Source organism: Ferruginibacter lapsinanis, assembly GCF_020783315.1.
GTDB lineage: Bacteria > Bacteroidota > Bacteroidia > Chitinophagales > Chitinophagaceae > Ferruginibacter > Ferruginibacter lapsinanis.
The window spans coordinates 1,662,501-1,682,389 of sequence record NZ_CP086063.1 but is presented as its reverse complement, the minus strand read 5'-3'; the positions used below and the strand labels follow the sequence as shown (position 1 = coordinate 1,682,389).

Here is a 19,889-nt window from a genome sequence, read left to right as displayed (position 1 = left end):
TAAACACAGATGATTTTCATCAGAACCTGAATTGCCTACAATCCGTATTGGCTGATGTTTACATTGATTTGAGCGCATCGGACAAGGTATTATCAAAATAACATAAATTGCGGTATTACTACTATATAACTAAACCTTCCTTTTCAAGCTAATTGAAGTTTATGCAAAAAAAAATACAATATTTTTTTGTCATCCTTTTTTCTCTGGGCATAATAAATATGCCTGCCTTTGCCCAAAAAAAAGAAAACGAATTCATAAAACAATGGATCACTAAGAATGCAAAAACACTTCATTTAAGTGACATCGATCTGTCTGAACTGCTTATCACCAACAATTATACTACTGCCAATAAATTAACATTTGTCTATGCACAGCAGATCTATAAAGGATTAAAAGTGCATAATGCTGTCTATTCTATTTGTCTGAACAGTGATGGCACATTGCTGAGTAATAAAAGCAATTTTGTAGCCGGGATAGAAAAAAAAACGACAGTTGCAACCCCATCCATTACTGCAGCTGATGCCGTAACAAAAGCGGCAGCGTATCTTACATTAAGCAACCCTGTTGATTTGAAGATTGTTCCTGATATCAACAACACCAATAAATACATTGTATTTTCTCCGGCAGGTATTGCAAAGCAAAATATTATAGCCTCTTTAATGTGGGCCAGTGTTGATGATGGCAACGCTGTAAAATTAGTATGGAACATTACTATCGATGTGTTGAACAGTGCTGATTTTATGAATGTAAGGGTTGATGCTGTGACAGGAAATATCATTGATGCAGACAACAGTACCGTGTATGAAAATAATGCTGAAAAAAAAACTAATGTACAGCAACCTGTCTCCAATAAACAAACAGAAGAAATAACAATTGAGAATACCAATCAACCCAATGCGGTTGCCAATGCGGCTTACTATGTATTACCTTTCCCCTTAGAAGCGCCAACATTCGGATCTTTGACAACAGTTAACAACCCCTGGTTAAATGCAGGAGTTAGCAATCCGGTTACCGTTTTTGGCTGGCATTCTGATGGCACCAATGAATACAATTATACCCGTGGAAATAATGTTGCTGCTTATGATGACAGAGCAAATACAAATGCGCCGGGCCGTTATGATACATCATCTACTGCATCGCCAAATTTTACATTCAGTAAAGTGCCCAACTTTACATTGCCCCCTACTGTTACCAATAACATGAGAGCGGCCACTACAAATTTATTTTACGCTACTAATATCATACACGACATTACTTATCAATATGGATTTGATGAAGCCTCGGGCAATTTTCAGGTGAATAACAATAGCAGAGGCGGTGTTGGTAATGATGCATTAAAAGCACAGGCACAGGATGGAGGCGGCAGTAACAATGCAAATATGAGCACTCAACCCGATGGCCAGGCCCCTACAATGCAAATGTATTTATGGAGTGGCTCCAGCTCACTAACAGTAAATAGCCCTGTTATTATTGCAGGCAATTACAATAGTGTTGAGGGCGGAGTAAGCACAAATAATATTTTAACTACACCGCTTACCGGCACTGCTGTTTATTATAATGATGATGCAGGTGGCACTACACATTTAGCCTGCGGCGCACCGGCCAATACATTGACAGGTAAGATAGCATTTATCGATAGAGGGAGTTGCAATTTTGCTCCAAAAATAAAAAATGCACAAAATGCCGGAGCTATTGCTGTTGTAGTAATTAATAATGTTGCATCTGCACCCTTTTCTATGTCGGGTACAGATAATACGATCACCATACCTGCATTTATGATCAGCCAGGCAGATGGTGCTACAATAGTGCCGCAAATTTCCGGCGGTGTATCTCTTACATTAAATCCATCTGTTGCACTTGATGGTGATTATGATAACGGTATCATTGCACATGAATACATGCATGGTATCTCTAACAGGTTAACCGGAGGAGCAGCTAATACTAGTTGCCTTGCAAATGCAGAACAGGGAGGCGAAGGCTGGAGTGATTACCTGGCTTTAATGACCACACAAGACTGGAGCACAACAACGTTGGCTGATAGCCTGATGAAACGCTCAATTGGAACATATGTTTTTAATCAAAATACTACCGGAAGCGGAATACGTAATTATCCATATTCATTGAGCAAAACAATCAATCCGCATACTTATGCAGACCTGAACGGAACCGCTTCAGGCAGTGAGGTGCATAATATTGGTGAAGTATGGGCTAGTGCATTATGGGATATGACCTGGAGGATCATCCAACAGGAAGGAACGATAGAACCGAATATATATAATGCTGCAAGTTCGGGAGGCAATGTTATTGCCTTGAATATTGTAATGACAGGATTAAAATTACAGGTTTGCAGCCCGGGTTTTATTGATTCCAGGAATGCTATTTTAAAAGCAGATACCATACTCTACAATGGCAGTCATGCATGTGCTATATGGAATGCATTTGCTCGCCGGGGCATGGGACTAAGTGCTTCACAAGGCAGTAGTAACAGCACCTCCGATCAGGTCGTTGCTTTCGATCTTCCGTCGAGCAACAGTATTGAACAAGTGGCTTCTGTTGATTCTACCAATTCAGGAAATAACATAACCTATACCGTTAGTGCTACCTGCGGATGTACGGTTCCTGCAAATTTAAAAATAGTAGACTCTCTGCCGGTGGGCATGAATTTTATCAGCAGTTCGGCAGGTACAGCAAACGGGAATGTAGTAACTATTCCATTGAATTTTACACAGGCACAACAAACACTGAGTTTTACAATAAATGCACAGGTAACTTCAGCCGGTTGTAATATCACCTATCCTATCAATGATAATAGAAATGGCAGTACCATCGGAGGTTTTACAACTGCAGGTGGATGGGCTGTATCTTCTGCAAAATCTTACAGCCCGGCTTCTTCTTGGTTCGCATCTGAACCTACCACAGCCGCCAATAAAACATTAACATCTTCTGCTATAACTCTTACTGCTAACGCAGCAGTATTGAGCTTCCGTCATTATTTTAATACAGAGACTACTTTTGATGGTGGCGTAGTTGAAATATCTACCAATGCCGGCAGCAGCTGGCAAGACCTTGGTACAAAGATCATTAAAGGCTATTATACGGGCACTATGGACGCTTCGACAACTATTGCTGGCAGACAAGCATTTACTGGTTACAACGGTGCAACTTTTACACACACACTTATTGACCTATCTGCTTACACAGGCCAAAGTATTATGGTACGCTTTCGCTTCACAACTGATGTCGGAAATTCAACAACAGTAGAAGGATGGTATGTAGACGATATAAAGTTGATCAACGGTTGTGGTGTTAAAAATCCAACTTACATTTTCAATGCTGTTCCGGCAATAATAAATACAGGCAAAACTGTTGCATTTATAAAATCGACAGCAATACTCCCTGTGCTGTTAAAAGATTTCATCATAAACGAAGTGGCTGATCAGCAAAAAGTGAAAGTATACTGGAACGTAGAAAATGAAACCAATATCGGGCAGTATATTATTGAGCACAGCGCCGATCAACATATATGGGAACCGCTGTATACGATTACACAAACAGGAATGAGTAGCTATAATTATTTTGACAATGATCCTGCTGATGGTGCTAATTATTATCGAATCAAAATAATTGAAAAAGATGGAAGCTTTACATATTCCGCTATCAGGATGATCAATTTTAATAAACGCCTAAAAGACTTTATTACTTTATCTCCCAACCCTGCTCATAATTATGCCGATATTATCTTCAATACCGATGCACTCAATACCACGATCAATATATTTGATGGCACAGGAAAATTGGTCATGACAAAAAAGACAAATGGCAATACAAGGGTTCATACCAACACATTATCGCCGGGAGTATATTATGTAACAGCTACAAATGAAAAGGGATATATGTGTAACAAAAAATTAATAATTATCAGGTAGCAATTACAACACCATTTCCCTAATAATTATGCACACGCTGGTGCATAATTATGTGCCTAACATGTGCTAAACAATGAGGCAAAAAATTTGCAAAAAAATATTCTTGAAAGTATCTTAGAGTTACAATTGAAAGCAGAAAATTTGGTAACAAAAAGAAAGTTTTCAAAGGCTACAAAAAATCTATTATGGAGGAAATGTAGCGAAGGGACCATCGGGTTAGAAAGTATAAAAGTGTGAACTGATATATGGACGGAACTTGGTGGTTCTTTTTTTATGCCTATTCTATCTTTCTCTGTAAATCACCAATAAAATTAATCAAGTATATTTGATGTATACATGCATGCATCAATACCAATGAAGATCGTAATTTTTATTGCCGGCACCTTATTATATGTAACTGCCGGCTTTGCCCAACCAATAGAATTCAAAGTACCTGTTCCAACAAAAAATATCCCCCACATTAATATTGCACTTAACAGGATTGCCAATGGCAAAATGGATTTTTTCTATGATAAGCTTTTACAGGTAAAACAGCGTAAGAATGGAACGATCAACGTTGTGCATATTGGCGATTCACATATCCAGGCAGATTTTATGTCATCAGTTGTGCGTAACGGATTACAACAATTTTTTGGCAATGCCGGCCGTGGGCTTACTTTTCCTTACCAACTGGCAAAGTCAAATGGTCCGGGTGATATCAACAGTACATCAAATATAAACTGGAGTTATAACAGACTAGCACATCCCGAGATTCCAATTAGTAATGGCATTACCGGTTTTTGTATTCAGACAAATCGCCCCGGTGCCACAATAAATTTGTCGTTAAAAGCAAATGAATATGGTCCGCAATATTTCAATAAACTAAAGTTCTTTACAGACACTGTTGCTTCATGGTTATTGCAAACTGATAATGGGGAGCAACTTTCTATCATCAGTACCGAAACATCAGACAGCATCACATATAAAGAAGTGTCATTTCAAAAAGAGTTAAGCAGTTTTACTTTGTCTGCAAAAACAACAGGAGAGATGCAGTCCTTTTATGGCGTATCGATGGAAAATGGTCAGCCCGGTGTTTTGTATCATACAATCGGTGTAAACGGTGCCCGGTACGAACAATATAATAATACCCCGCTTTTCTGGAAACAATTGCCGGCATTAAAAGCCGATCTCTATATCATTTCATTGGGCACTAATGAAGCTCAAAAAGATGATTACACAGATAGTGCGTTTATTAACCAGGTACAATTATTCATTCAAAATATAAAGACCATTTCCCCTGAAGCATCTATTCTGGTGACCACTCCTCAGGATTCGTATAAAGGAGAGACCTCTAACCGTATAATGAAAAAATTAAATTTCACGTTATCAACTTTTTGTTTACAAAACAATATTGCTATCTGGGATCTATATAAGGTAACTAACGGATATGGTTCAGCGAAAAACTGGTTTAAAAAAGGATTACTGAATAAAGACAAAGTTCATTTTACCTCTGCCGGTTATAAAATACAAGGCCAGTTACTGCTAAGTGCTATAGCAAAAGGTTATAACGACTATATACGCAGCAGAGCCCTAAAATTTTAAATAGATAGGCAATACCTGTTCGGAAGATTTGCAAAATCCGTATACGATCACAAATAAAAAGAAGATTGCAATATACCCTGCCAGCGGGATTTTTTGAAATTTACCAATAACACGATCAGCCAGATCGTCCGAGATAGCGTGTATTACAAATGCCCCTACGATCATCCATAATACAAGTTTGTAGTTATAGTAAAAGGCTCGCCATACATCAGCTCCAAAATCAAATAAGATCTGATGTATCATATTGCCTGCAATCGTAAAGTTCTCTGCTTTAAAAAATATCCAGCAAAAACAAACAAAATGAAATGTAATAACAACGGCGATCGCATTATACACTTTAGATTGACCAATTTTTTCAAAAGCTTTGCCCGTTAACAATGTCCATGTTTTGTGTATAGCCAGCGCTACTCCATGCAATGCCCCCCATATAATAAAATTCCAGCTTGCACCATGCCAGAATCCACCCAGCAACATAGTTGTCATTAAATTAAATCCTGATGCAACACCTGCTTTTTCTTTTTTTATGATAGCGGGCAAAATGAAAAGGAGCAATACAGAGCCGCTTATTGCAGCCGACCAGGCATAAGACAATTGTAACAGGTGGGTACCTGTAATAAAAATGCCGATAAAAAATACCGTAGCAAACAAATAAGTTGCAACAGTTCCCTTACGATTACCTCCCAATGGAATGTATAAATAATCTTTTAACCAAGAGGACAAAGAGATATGCCATCTTCTCCAGAATTCTGTAACACTTTTACTTTGATAAGGAGATAAGAAATTAGTGGGGATACTAAATCCAAGCCATTTTGCAATACCAATGGCAACATCACTGTATCCGCTGAAGTCGCAATAGATAACTGCAGCGTAGCCATATACAGCAAACAGATTTTCCATGCCGGTGTACCGCATAGGATCATCAAATATATAATCTACATAGTTTAGTGTAATGTAATCCGATATGATCAATTTTTTAAACAAGCCGGATATGATCAAATAGAACCCTTTGGCAAAATCACTTTCCGACACATGCAATGGTTTATTGATCTGCGGTACAAAATCATGTGCTCTTACAATGGGGCCCATCACCAGCTTTGGAAAAAACGAAAGAAATAACAAATAGTCACTAAACTTACGGGCCGGCTCAAATTGTTTACGATAGATATCAATAGTGTAACTCAGGTTTTCAAAAGTGTAAAACGAGATACCGACAGGCAACAGTATATTTAACGGATGAATAGTACTGGTGCCAAAACTATTATAAATAGAAATAAAGAAATTGGTATACTTAAAATAAAACAATAAGCCAAGATTAAAAACAATGCTGCAAAGCAATAACAAAAGCCTTTTATGCTTATTTTCCTGGCGAAAAATAGCATTAGATAAAACAAAATCAACAATAGCAGAGATGATCACAAACACTACGAAAACACCACTTGCTTTGTAAAAAAAATATAAAGAGAAAAAACAGAAAATATAACGCCTTACAGTAAAATTGTTCCTGAAAGAATAATACAGTGCGATGAACAATGCAAAAAATAATACAAAAAAACCATTGTTAAATAATAATGGATTTTTAGGATCATATAAAAATTGTTCTAAGAAGGCATCGATATTAAAGGATGGCATATGTTGAGGCTGATTGCCTATTTTATATTGTTGGTGTATTTTTTATAATCTTTCATGATAGCATCAAAAAAATAATGCCCAAGTATTACCGCTCCACGATCATTTGGATGCACATAATCTTTATTTGCCAGCGAAGGTTTTCTATCTGCCCAGTCTACTATTGAATTGTGCCCCCCCATTGATGCAAATTGATTATAAAAGCAACTACCGGTTTGATATGCCACCGTTGCCTGTATTTTAATAAGAGAGTCTATCCCTATCGCAGATTTGTATTCATCATCATAGCGAAATGCTCTATCAGCAGTACTTACAATCAGAAAATCAGTATTAGCAAAACTCTTTCTTAGTTTTTTTACCGCAGGCAATAATGTACGGGCATACCAGTTAAAATTAACATCATTCGGACGATACAATACATTTACACCATACTGAAAAATAAACAGATCGTACAGATTCGCTTCTGCAATACTGTTTAATAATGTGGTATCAATAGAAGCAAACTCTGTTCCGGAAATCCCTCTGAAAGAGAAGTTGTCAACTATCACTCCCGACTCAGATTCGAGACTGATACCATATAAAGGCAAATTATTATTTGCTACAGAAAGCCTTACTGACTTGCTCAGATCTTTACCAATCAACGCTGTATTGAAAGGTTTTTTGGCTTCTACAAGAATATCATTATTATTCACCTTAACCGAAACTACAGTATCTGCCGATCCATAAAATAATATTTTTTCAAGAACAGTCGCACTGTCTCTAACAGTCCTATCGGACATTTCAACCCAATCATTATTCCCTCTGAAAAGATGACCCGATAAAAACAATCTATTATTCTTAGGCGAATTTTTAAAATTCTCATCTAGCCAACCTGCAGAATAATTATCAATTACAGTTTGTCTGAACTTAGATGCCGCGGAAGTGATCGGTACAAAACCTACTCCTGCACCACCAAATTCTTTTTGCAATAACTCACGTAAAGTTTTAGATAACAGATCCCCTTCGATCATACTGTCTCCAAAATAAGCAATACGAATTTTTCTTTTCTTCCCTTTTTTTAACTCATGTAATTTGCTTGCAAAAAATGCCAACGAAGGCTGCATTGTATCTTTATGAAAAGCTGTGATATAGTCCGGACGGGTATATAGATCAAATTTCTTTTCCGGTGTAACGGCCAAAACAATGGGTGCATTATTCTCAATACTATCATTTTGCAACTTGTCAGACACCGCTGTTGAATCGGAAGAAACAATATCTCCTATCAGATTAATTCTTTTAATGAACCCTTCATTAAAATTAAAAGCAATAGCAAAAAAAGAAATGAGCAAGTAAAGAGTAATACTGCTTAGTACAAAAACAACAATACGCCGATCGGTATTCATGCTAGGTAAATCTTATTATAGCCTGTGCTTTTTAATAGTTGAAAGCACTCTCTGTTTCCAAACGGAAGGTACTTCAGAATAACCGCTTTTACTAATCGCATCCACCCATAAATTATAATTTAAGTTTTTTTTAAGTTTTGGATAAAATTTTCTCTTACTCAGCAATTCACAAAATCCAATATAAGATGCCGTTCCGGAAGGATAATATTTATAGCGTGTTCTGATGCCTTTTGATTTTAGCATGTGGTTCTTACCTACAATCCCAAAATGATTATTCAGCAAACGACAGTTTTTACTTGTACCGGCTGAAGATTCTATAATTGCCACTCCTAATATTACAGCGGCAGGAATACCGTAAACTTTCCCTAAAGAATCAGCAACTGATCGGTATTGTTTAATGTATTTTGTCTGGGAAAATGCATATCCGGAAATGGTAACCAGCACAACAAAAGTGAAAGCAACCCTTAGGCTCCTTCTCATTGCAGCATTCAACAAACTTTGCTTATTTACCATACGCATGATTTTATATGAAGATCAAGGGCTGAAAAAGCCCTTGATCTTCTGAAAGATACAAGAATTTTTAAATATCTACTGTACGTTTACCCTAACTCCTTCGCTATGACTTGTAAACTCCGGTGCATACATACACTGTATCGTTGTGATGCCGTTACTGAAATTACCGCTATGTGTTACAAACATAGGATACTCAAAAACATAACTTCCTCTGTTTAAATAATTAAAAAAGAAATTAGTGCTGGCATCTTTAGTACTTTCATAATACCCCAAACCGCCTTGCCATTTATATTCACTGATAACATTTACAGGCTCCATACAAGCCGCTCTCATATCTTTCATATGGATGTATTCCATATCTCTATCTACCCTTAATTCGATACGTACTTTTATTTTATCTCCAACCTTAATAGCATCACCATCTTTGATCGCAACTAATTCCGGGCCTCGTTCTGTATTTCTTTCCACAAATAATTTTTTGACCAATTTTAAAGGAGTTGCTGCAGGAGTGATCTTATCTAAGTCTTCGAAGTATTGCCAGTATATAGCCCCCCAACTAGTACTACCCCCCCCGCCTTCTAAAGGGGGAACTTTCGAAGAGTTTGATGATACAGAAATATTCCCCATTTGAGGCACTACATCTTTCCCTTCAATTCTTTTTTTGAAATAACCTGTACCGGCCTCTGTTGATGCATCGGTACTTCTGATCGTAGTGTTACCCAACTGAATAGTTATTTCCTTTTCTTCTGCCAACCAGTTACTACCTCCTAATAACAATGCATAACATGCTTCTGCTGTAGCTTTGGTGGTTTTCCAGTTTTGTGTTTGTTTTTGCTTTAATAACCATGTTTTCAAATCATCAACAGTAGCTGCATTTTTATCAATATCTGTAAATGCTTCTACCATCAACGCCTGACTTTCAATCGGTGCCTGATGCCACCAGTACCCGCCAGTTGTCCATTCTTTCCAATACATACCCATCTCTTCTTTGGTTATGGCATTTTCTTTTAACGATTTAATGATGGCTTTTGGAGTAACCGCATCATCCCCCCGGTGCAATGCCAATGCGATCATAGCCTGCATATATTTCGTTTGTCCCAGCCAATATTTTTTCGATTGATCACGGTAATAGGTGTAAGCTGTTTGAACATTCGCCGAAATTTTATACTCAGAGAAAAAACTCCTCATATATAAATACTGAATAGCCGTATAACTAAGATTATTCTGTGCAAGGTTTACTTTATGTTTAACCAGGTATTCATACTCTTCTTTTATCTTTTTATCCAGGTAAGGAATCGCTTCGCTTACGATCAATAATGCCTCCCTATTTTCTTCTACCGGCAAAGCATTCAATTTTTTCAGATGGCCAATACCGGTAAGAATGTATTGAGTAATATATCTGTCATCCGGTCCTCCTTTAAACCACACAAAACCACCATTACTGCTTTGCATTTCTTTCAATTTGGCAATCGCTTTCTCCGCTTCAGTGCTCATCTTAACCATATCAAACAACAACGCAATATTCTTTTTTTGTTGAGATTCATTTTGTGCTTCCATTACCCACGGCGTTTCCTGTAACAATGCAGATTTTAATTCTTCATTTTTTTGAAGATTGCTCATCAATGCAGCTGTATCTACATTTTTCCATTTTTCAAATACCGCTTTTATCTTTGGCATTGAGTTACTGATATGTGTTGCCAGTGTATTTGCATAAAAACGATTGAATGTTTGCTCGGCACATTCATAAGGATACTCCATCAAATAAGGCAATGCCTGCACAGCATACCATGCAGGATTACTGGTATACTCTACAGTAAGTGAATTATTACTGATTGTTGAACTAACTCCGCTACCCAATAATTTTTCGAATTTGAAATCTTTTTTTGTTGTGCTCCGCAGATTGATCGGCATTGTTTCTGTTACCAACATCCTGTTAGTTAATACGGGCAGTGCCATCTCTTCGCCATCACTAAACGTTTCTCCATTTTGATAATTTGGGACTGCAGCTTCTGCTTTAATCCTGTATAACAAAGGTCTTCCGAAATTAGATGGTATTTCTATCGGGAATTTAACTAACGCACTTTGTTTTGGCCATGTAAGAAAACTTTGCGTGAAAGAAATATTCTTAAACAATTTATTTACTGGTTCATTTGTAACTGCATCAAATAGTTCCAATGTTGCTTTTCCTGCAAAAAAAGTATCCAGCATATTTACAATTTTAGCGCTGAATTCAATTTTATCTCCCTCTCTCAAAAACCTAGGAGCATTAGGTTGTACCATTAATGGTTTTTGTGTGATCACTGATTTTTCACTATATGCACTTGCAAGATTTTTGTTGTGTGCAAATGTCATCAACTTCCATTTCGTTAATGCTTCCGGCATGGCAAAACTGAATGATACGTTTCCGTCTACATCTGTTGTAAGATCAGGAAAGAAGAAGGCTGTTTCGTTGAAGTTTTTTCGAATTTGAACCGAAGCTTCATTAGCTTTGTTCTTTAGCTCGCTAGCAGCATAATCTAAAGGATTGATCCACCAGAGTGGTTTTGAAGAATCCGCCGCCGCAACATCCTCATCTTTTACAATTTTTGCTGGGGTATATTTTGATGATGTTATAGATGGTGCTGCTAGTGCATCTTCTAACTTAGCTTCTTTACTTGATTCACTCCTTGCTGATTTATACATCCGTTCTCTATAAGATCTTACATATTCATTCCCAAAAGAGAGTAACCTGTCGTAAGATTTTGGTAATTGAGTAATATCTTCCCTTTCTGCTTTGTTGTAAAGCTCAGCATATACTGACCTGAATCCGGTACTTGTCCAATCGATCGTATTATACAGATTTGGCCAGATATCTAATTTATTCCAGTTATGTGGTTTAAATTGATCGAGACTAGCATCATACATACCAGCTAATATTTCCGCTGCAATTTTTTCACCTTTGTTACCACTTATTTTTACAGTCCATTTTTCTTTAGCACCCGGCAATAATTTATCTCTGAATGTAGAATAAGAAATTGTCAGTTCTTTATTACTCCATGGGATAGTAAAATTTTCACTACCGGTGTATATTCTGTTGTGTTTTACAAAAACATAATTCAACCCAATCCCTCCCCGATCATTTTCTGTTGTAACAATTTCATTCTGGTAAGGTTGATTATTATTTACACTGAGATAAGATGGCAAAACAGTCTTATCCATTTTACTGATTGTATGTATCAGCCAGATATTATCAAAACCAGTTTTAATATTGTATTGTATTTTTTCTCCTGGTTCTACAGAAGTTTTTTTACTATCGATTGTTATCGCAGTTCTGACATCCGTCGTCAGTCGTCCATCACTAACCTCAATATATTTTTCAGCTTTTACATCTTCCCCATATTTATCTTTTGCAATGGCAATTATTTTGTACCAACCTAAAGACAATTTCACATGCTGAATGTTGAATGTTGAATTTTCACTCGTAGTATCAGTAATATCCACCACTTTCTCTTTTATCTCCCAAGCCTTCATCTGATCTTCATCTTTATATACATCATATGGGAAGATCGTATAATATTCATCCTTACTCATTATAAACTGATCCGGCTGACCCCAAAACCTCTCTCTGAAAATTTTATCTGGGCTTTGCACTTTATAAATGGTAACATTTACCGTAGCCTTTTCAAATATATCATTGATATTAGTGCTGCTGATCTGTATATTTTTTAAACTATCGGCTTGCAGTTTCTCCGCAGTTACAATATCAATTTTCAGCGCCTGATACGCTACAGCCATTGAAGTCTCCGCACTTCTCGTTTCACCATTTATATCAGTAACATCAGCATTCACTTCATAATAAAAAGTTGGCTGATTTTTTTTATTGATACTTTCGTCTGGTAATGCTTTAAAATCAATTACAAATTCTCCTTTGGCATTTGTAACCAATTCCCCATTGGCAATTTCCATTTCTTCATTTCTTCCCATGGGATAACCTCCACGACCTTTACGAATATATCCACCCCAACCCCACCAAATAGGATATCTTACTTTTCTTACTACACGATATTTTACAGTTGCTCCATCTACATTATTTCCGGCATATGCTTTAGCTGTACCTGTAACATGAATGCTGTCATTTACATGATAAGTTCCTTTAGGTTTTTCTACTTCAACAAAAAATTTAGGCCGCTTATACTCTTCTACATTGAAATATGCTAAACTTCCTGTTGTCATATCCTCCAAACTGAATTGACCACCCAACCCTCCTACAGGTAATTTAAAAGACCCATGATAAGAGCCATATTCATTTGTGGTCATCGTTATATTACCAACTTTTTGACCGTTAGCGTCTTTTAATTGAACATCTGAAACAAATGATGATACTATTTTTTTATCTGAAACTTCAGTTCCATTTTGTACAACAATCCCTTTGAAATAAATTATTTGGCCCGGACGATAAATACTTCTGTCGGTAAATAAAAAGGTAGTCGGCTTTGGTTCTTCTACATAACTATTGTAAACATTATCATATTGATTGTCATCCATAAACAATTCATCATTGCCATTTTTAAGCTGTAATAAAAAATTACGATAGGCTGTTGCCTTTTTAATAGTAAATGATCCGTTTTTATCCGCTACATACTTCTCGGCCTTTGTGTCTTCATATTCACTCTTGCTGTAGTTGTACCTACTTTCCCATAGTTGCACTTCGGTACCAGCTAGTGGAAAACCATTATCTCTATTTAAAACATAAAACTCTTTTTTATTGTTACTGATATAGCTTATGTTGCTTACATATACCAGTTGTCTGGCTAAAATATTTTTTGATACAGAAAACTTTTCATCCAGGCTGGCTAAAATAAAATAAGTCCCTAACGGCAACCCCTCAACTTTTACCTCTACACTATGATCTTGATAATCTGCAGGATCAGGTAAAGTTACACTCCAATTTTTTTCGTATTTTATTGAAGCCACATCCTTCCATAATTTTTCGTAGTCCCTTCTATCCATTTTTTTTATTTCATCTCTGCTGGTTTTTATGATACGGAAATAAACATTCTTTGAATTCTTATATTTAACCAACGTCCGAAATGGCTGATTCGGAATATTTACTTTCTCGCTTTCAAGATTAAGAGATGGCTGTAATATCTGATTGAGTAAATTTTTACAATTTATTCCTCCTTCACTTTTTGGGAATTTATTGATCGTGGCTTCGCAGATCTCTTTAGCTCTTTTTATTTCATATTGATTGTCAGTTTTTATGATAGGATCAAAATCCTGTCCTTTGTTAAAATAAATTTGTGCTCTTAAATAACTTGCCTGCGCTGACACAGAATTATCTCCATATTTGCGTTCAATACTTTTTAATGCTGCCTCATACAATTTTTCTTTATTTTCATTTACAGCATACTGATTCACAAAATCCAGCCTGATCAGGTCTGCGTCTAATAATGCGTCCGGTTTTGTATCATTTATGTGAAACTGTAAAACATTTTGCAACAGCAACAAAGCTCTGTGATGCATACTCATAGTATCTTTCGTGATAAAAGAAGCATGTATGAATTCATTTGCCGGAGCAAATACTTTTGCATCTTTTATTTCAAATTGATAAGCTGGTTTTGTCAAATCATTTTCATCCGTCATAAAATAACTCAAAGCTCTGTGAGTTAAAAAATCAAATAAAGTAGCACGAAGTTGTCTGGTATTTTCTCCTTTAATAATAATTGCTTCCAATCCCTCTAATCTCGTTTTTTTCAGCAAAGCATCATTTGCAATCGAGGATATATATAATTCAGAGATCGTTGCATGTATCTTATCAATACTCCAGGTGGTTATATCATTGCTTTTTTCTTCCGCCAATTTTGTTCTGCTGTAAAATTTCCAGCGATTGTTTTGTAAATATTGCCAAAACATTTCAGCCTGCATACTTTGTAAAATATTTTTTGCAGGAGCTTTAGCTTTTGCTATCAATGTATCTATCAAGAAAATATTATTCTCCCGGCTATCTTCTTCCATCATATTTCTATACTTGATTTGATACATGCAACTTTTAATTTGCTGAGCATCATTTTTATCTTTTATAGCAAGAGTATAAATAACCAACACTTCTTTCAAGGCACTTTTGGTTAAACCCTTTTTTTCATACGCTTCTACTTTCTTCCAATTTGCTACAAAATCATTTTTCGTTTGTGCTATACCCATTGATGTTATTATTGTTATTATAAATAACAGAACTATTTTTTTTAAAAGCATGATCTACTGATTTTATTTATAAGATACAATTTTTTTTGTAAAGGGTTGTATTGAAATGCCCTCATTTCCTTGATGTAAAGTAAGGTTGATTTACATAAAAGCAAAGATGATTTTTTCTTTAACTTTTTATTATGATTGAAATTTGGCACTACGGCATATCATTTGAATTTAGTGTATCAAAGGAGAAACAAATTATGAAAAAGACATTTACACTATTAGTTACACTGTTACTATCTGTAGCAATGTACGCCTACCCGAAACAATCAACGATAACTGTTTCAACTACCGGCAACAATACGATTATGGTAGTTATAAACGGTGCAAAGTACAAGGCAAACAACAATTACGTTACAATCGATAATTTACCCGAAGGTTACCATTCGATAAAGATCTATCAGCAACGAAGCGGAAGAAGAATGAATCTGCCCAACAGCAATCTCCAGTTAATTTATAACAATAGTATTTATATAAAGCCAAGGTATGATGTAGACATCATTGTTAGCCGCTTTGGAAAAGTATTTATCGATGAACAATTGAATACCGGAAATAATAATGACGATTGGAATAATTACGATAATAATTGGAACTATCAGGACAACAATTGGAGCTACTCAAATTATCAGGCGATTAATACTGCGGATTTCGAAAATTTGAAACAGGCTATAAAAAGGGAGGTCTTTGAAGACACAAAACTTTCTCTTGCAAAACAGGTTGTTTCAACTAATTATTTTTCTACTGATCAAATCAAACAAATACTTCAGTTATTTGTGTTTGAAGATAACAAACTGGCAATTGCCAAGTATGCTTACAAATACACGATAGATAAGAATAATTACTACACGTTATTGGATGCATTTATTTTCAGCAGCAATAAAAACGAATTGTTGGAATTCATACAAAAAAAATAAGAATATCTTTATTCCCTATCAAAACAAGGCCTCGTCAACATAAACGAGGCTTAATTTTTATCAGTATTTGAAAAGATACCTGGCAGGTAATACTTCGATTACAAATTTCCTGGCACTTATCAGTTCTCCATCCAATTGAGCCGGAACTTCCACATCACATTCCACTTCAAATGATCTTCCGGTAAAATGTTTAATAAAAGATAAACCTAAATGCTTGCCCTTTTCAATTACCGGCAAATACTGTAATCGTTTAGCAATTGATAACTTATTACATAAAACTAAATTCAATAACCCGTCGGTTATATTCGCCAATGGTGATACATGAAAACCGCCTCCCGTTCTGGAAGAGTTACTGATCATCAATAAAAGAAATCTATCCTTCATTGCAAGCATGTCATTTCTAATATTAAAACTATATTCTTTGAAAGTAAAAATCTTTCTTAATACAACTATTAAATACCCAAGATGCCCTCCAAATAAACGAATAGCTCCCATTGATTTCAATACTTCTCCATCAAACCCAATTCCCACTCCATTTATAAAAATTTTATCATTACATCTTGCAGCATCAACAGCTTTTGGATTTGAGTGTAATACCAATTCCAATTGTTCCTTCAGTGAAATATCTCCGTATAATTTCCAGGCAAAATCATTGCCGGTTCCACCTTTAAACAAAACCAACGGGATATTTATTTCAGGAAAATAATTGAGAAAGTAATTAAGTGTGCCGTCGCCACCGATGATCCATGCTTCAGAAAATTCTGCATAATCCTTTGGCCAATCTTTAATAAAAGTGGTAAACTTAGTATTCTCTTTGTTCAGCAAAAGCTCGATAACTGTAAGTAGTTCCAAGCTCTTACCCTTACCTGCAGCGGGGTTTACATAAATGGCAATATTCTTATCAAATGACATATCACTATAAAGAAAATGAAAATAAGGTATCTATCCAAATCAATATAAAAGTGAGAGATATGGGCAATAAAAAAGCCCTCGATAAATCGAGGGCTTTCAATGAATATGGCAGCTACCTACTCTCCCAGTTGGAATACCAGTACCATCGGCCATAAGGGGCTTAACTTCTCTGTTCGGTATGGGAAGAGGTGAACACCCTTGGCAAAACCACCATAAGACGGTTAATGCTAAGTCTGTAACAAGATGCTTCAAGAATTAATTCTATTAGCGTTACATGTCAACATTATAATAATGTACATATTGGGAAAGTTGAAAATTAGAGTAAAAAAAAATAAAGCTTACGGGTAATTAGTACTACTCGGCTTCGATGTTACCACCCTTATACCTGTAGCCTATCAACGTCATAGTCTTTGACGGCCCTTAAAAGTAAACTCATCTTGAGGAAGGTTTCACGCTTAGATGCTTTCAGCGTTTATCCTTGCTGTACATAGCTACTCTGCATTGCACCTGGCGGCACAACAGATACACCAGCGGTACATACGACCCGGTCCTCTCGTACTAAGGTCATGTCCTCTCAATTTACTAACGCCCATCACAGATAGGGACCGAACTGTCTTGCGACGTTCTGAACCCAGTTCACGTGCCACTTTAATCGGCGAACAGCCGAACCCTTGGGACCTTCTCCAGCCCCAGGATGTGACGAACCGACATCGAGGTGCCAAACCTTACCGTCGATATGAGCTCTTGGGTAAGATCAGCCTGTTATCCCCAGAGTACCTTTTATCCTTTGAGCGACGGCCCTTCCATACAGAACCGCCGGATCACTTTAGCCGACTTTCGTCCCTGATCGGCTTGTAAGCCTCACAGTCAAGCTCCCTTATACTAATACGCTCTAAGTACGATTACCAACCGTACTGAGGGAACCTTTGCAAGCCTCCGTTACATTTTAGGAGGCGACCACCCCAGTCAAACTACCCACCATGCACTGTTTCCCGTTAGGGATTAGATTCTAAATGTTTAAAGGTTGGTATTTCAACGACGACTCCATGATGCCTAGCGACACCACTTCAAAGTCTCCCAACTATCCTACACATCAAAAATTCAAAATCAATGCAAAGTTGTAGTGAAGGTTCATGGGGTCTTTCCGTCCCGTGACGGGTAACCGGCATCTTCACCGATACTACAATTTCACCGGGCTCGTGGAGGAGACAGTGTTCAACTCATTAGACCATTCGTGCAGGTCGGAACTTACCCGACAAGGAATTTCGCTACCTTAGGACCGTTATAGTTACGGCCGCCGTTTACTGGGGCTTCAGTCAGAAGCTTTGGCTTGCGCCGAACATCCTTCCTTAACCTTCCAGCACCGGGCAGGTATCAGGCTCTATACGTCATCTTTCGATTTTGCAGGGCCCTGTGTTTTTGCTAAACAGTTGGTTGAACCATTTTACTGAGACCGTCCGAAGACGGTACGCTTTATCCCGAAGTTACAGCGTCAATTTGCCTAGTTCCTTCTCCACGGCTCACCCGAGCGCCTTAGAATATTCATCCCACCCACCTGTGTCGGTTTGCGGTACGGGCTGCTTATACCATAACTTAGAGGTTTTTCTCGGAGGTTTGATTAGGATCACTATCAGCGCTGCCGAAGCTTTGCTGTACTATCAGGTTCGACTAGTCGTGCGGATTTGCCTACACAACCAATATCTACACCCTTTAACCCGGTATTCCGTAACCGGGCGGATCTTTCACTACCTCGTCACCCCATCGAAGTATAAGCAGGTGTTGGAATATTAACCAACTTGCCATCAGCTACCCCTTTCGGGTTTGCCTAAGGACCCGACTAACCCTGATCTGATTAACATTGATCAGGAAACCTTGGGTTTACGGCGTTAAAGTTTTTCACTTTAATTATCGTTACTTATGCCTACATTTTCTTTTGAAACCACTCCAGCATGCGTCGCCGCACACCTTCGCTGTTGTTTCAATGCTCCCCTACCACAATACTATCTAATAGTATGTTTAGAATTTCGGTTCGTAGTTTGATGCCCGATTATTTTCCGTGCAGAGTCTCTCGACCAGTGAGCTGTTACGCACTCTTTAAATGAATGGCTGCTTCCAAGCCAACATCCTGGCTGTTATAGAAACTCCACCTCGTTTGATCAACTTAACTACGTATTAGGGACCTTAATTGCTAATCTGGGTTATTTCCCTCTCGGCCATGGACCTTAGCGCCCACAGCCTCACTCCTGGAGATATTTGACAGCATTCGGAGTTTGTCAGGATTTGGTAGGCGGTGAAGCCCCCTAGTCCAATCAGTAGCTCTACCTCTGTCAAACGTCTATAATCCAAGGCTGTTCCTAAAAACATTTCGGGGAGAACGAGCTATCTCTCAGTTTGATTGGCCTTTCACCCCTATCCACACGTCATCCCAAAACTTTTCAACGTTTATGGGTTCGGTCCTCCAGTGTGTGTTACCACACCTTCAACCTGCACATGGATAGATCACAAAGTTTCGCGTCTACCCCCACTGACTAGTCGCCCTATTTGGACTTGCTTTCGCTGCGGCTCCGTTACTAAAGAACTTAACCTCGCCAGTGAGGAGTAACTCGTAGGCTCATTATGCAAAAGGCACGCCGTCACCATTACTGGCTCCGACCGCTTGTAGGTGTACGGTTTCAGGTACTATTTCACTCCCCTGTTTGGGGTACTTTTCACCTTTCCCTTACGGTACTGGTTCACTATCGGTCTCTGAGGAGTATTTAGCCTTACCGGATGGTGCCGGCAGATTCAGGCAGGATTTCTCCGGTCCCGCC

The 19,889-nt window shown here is 37.5% G+C and carries 8 protein-coding genes and 2 rRNA genes (1 of these 10 only partly in view); 3 read left to right on the top strand and 7 right to left on the bottom strand.

From position 1 onward, the window contains the following. Positions 1-218 precede the first annotated feature (218 nt). Together LK994_RS07295 and LK994_RS07290 are read left to right on the top strand one after the other, a co-directional pair. Positions 219-3,926: a M36 family metallopeptidase gene (locus tag LK994_RS07295; RefSeq protein WP_229762236.1), complete on the top strand. Its 3,708-nt coding sequence runs from the start codon at positions 219-221 to the stop codon at positions 3,924-3,926. A gap of 354 nt (positions 3,927-4,280) precedes the next feature. Then, positions 4,281-5,507 carry a GDSL-type esterase/lipase family protein gene (locus LK994_RS07290; RefSeq protein ID WP_229762235.1) on the top strand — a complete coding sequence of 409 codons (1,227 nt, stop codon included), beginning with the start codon at positions 4,281-4,283 and terminating at the stop codon, positions 5,505-5,507. On the opposite strand, the gene LK994_RS07285 is transcribed toward LK994_RS07290, so the two are convergent. The 4 genes from LK994_RS07285 to LK994_RS07270 form a co-directional block, all read right to left on the bottom strand. Beyond that, positions 5,496-7,136, bottom strand: a complete 1,641-nt coding sequence (locus LK994_RS07285; RefSeq protein WP_229762234.1) for an MBOAT family O-acyltransferase — start codon at positions 7,134-7,136, stop codon at positions 5,496-5,498. The genes LK994_RS07290 and LK994_RS07285 overlap by 12 nt on opposite strands. Before the next feature lie 17 nt (positions 7,137-7,153). After that, positions 7,154-8,515 (bottom strand): SGNH/GDSL hydrolase family protein, encoded by a 1,362-nt coding sequence (locus tag LK994_RS07280; protein WP_229762233.1) that lies wholly within the window; start codon positions 8,513-8,515, stop codon positions 7,154-7,156. A gap of 15 nt (positions 8,516-8,530) precedes the next feature. Beyond that, positions 8,531-9,028, bottom strand: a complete 498-nt coding sequence (locus LK994_RS07275) for a glucosaminidase domain-containing protein (protein WP_229762232.1) — start codon at positions 9,026-9,028, stop codon at positions 8,531-8,533. Positions 9,029-9,103: 75 nt separating this feature from the next. After that, on the bottom strand, positions 9,104-15,208 hold the full coding sequence (locus tag LK994_RS07270) for an alpha-2-macroglobulin family protein (protein ID WP_229762231.1): 6,105 nt from the start codon (positions 15,206-15,208) through the stop codon (positions 9,104-9,106). 245 nt (positions 15,209-15,453) lie between these two features. On the opposite strand from LK994_RS07270, the gene LK994_RS07265 reads away from it, so the two are divergent. Continuing rightward, positions 15,454-16,167, top strand: a complete 714-nt coding sequence (locus LK994_RS07265; RefSeq protein WP_229762230.1) for a DUF4476 domain-containing protein — start codon at positions 15,454-15,456, stop codon at positions 16,165-16,167. Between the two features lie 60 nt (positions 16,168-16,227). On the opposite strand, the gene LK994_RS07260 is transcribed toward LK994_RS07265, so the two are convergent. The 3 genes from LK994_RS07260 to LK994_RS07250 all read right to left on the bottom strand — a co-directional run. After that, on the bottom strand, positions 16,228-17,079 hold the full coding sequence (locus LK994_RS07260) for a diacylglycerol/lipid kinase family protein (RefSeq protein WP_229762229.1): 852 nt from the start codon (positions 17,077-17,079) through the stop codon (positions 16,228-16,230). Between the two features lie 103 nt (positions 17,080-17,182). Further along, positions 17,183-17,294, bottom strand: a 5S ribosomal RNA gene (gene rrf, locus LK994_RS07255). Positions 17,295-17,407: 113 nt separating this feature from the next. Then, a 23S ribosomal RNA gene (locus LK994_RS07250) occupies positions 17,408-19,889 on the bottom strand (it continues 396 nt past the right edge of the window).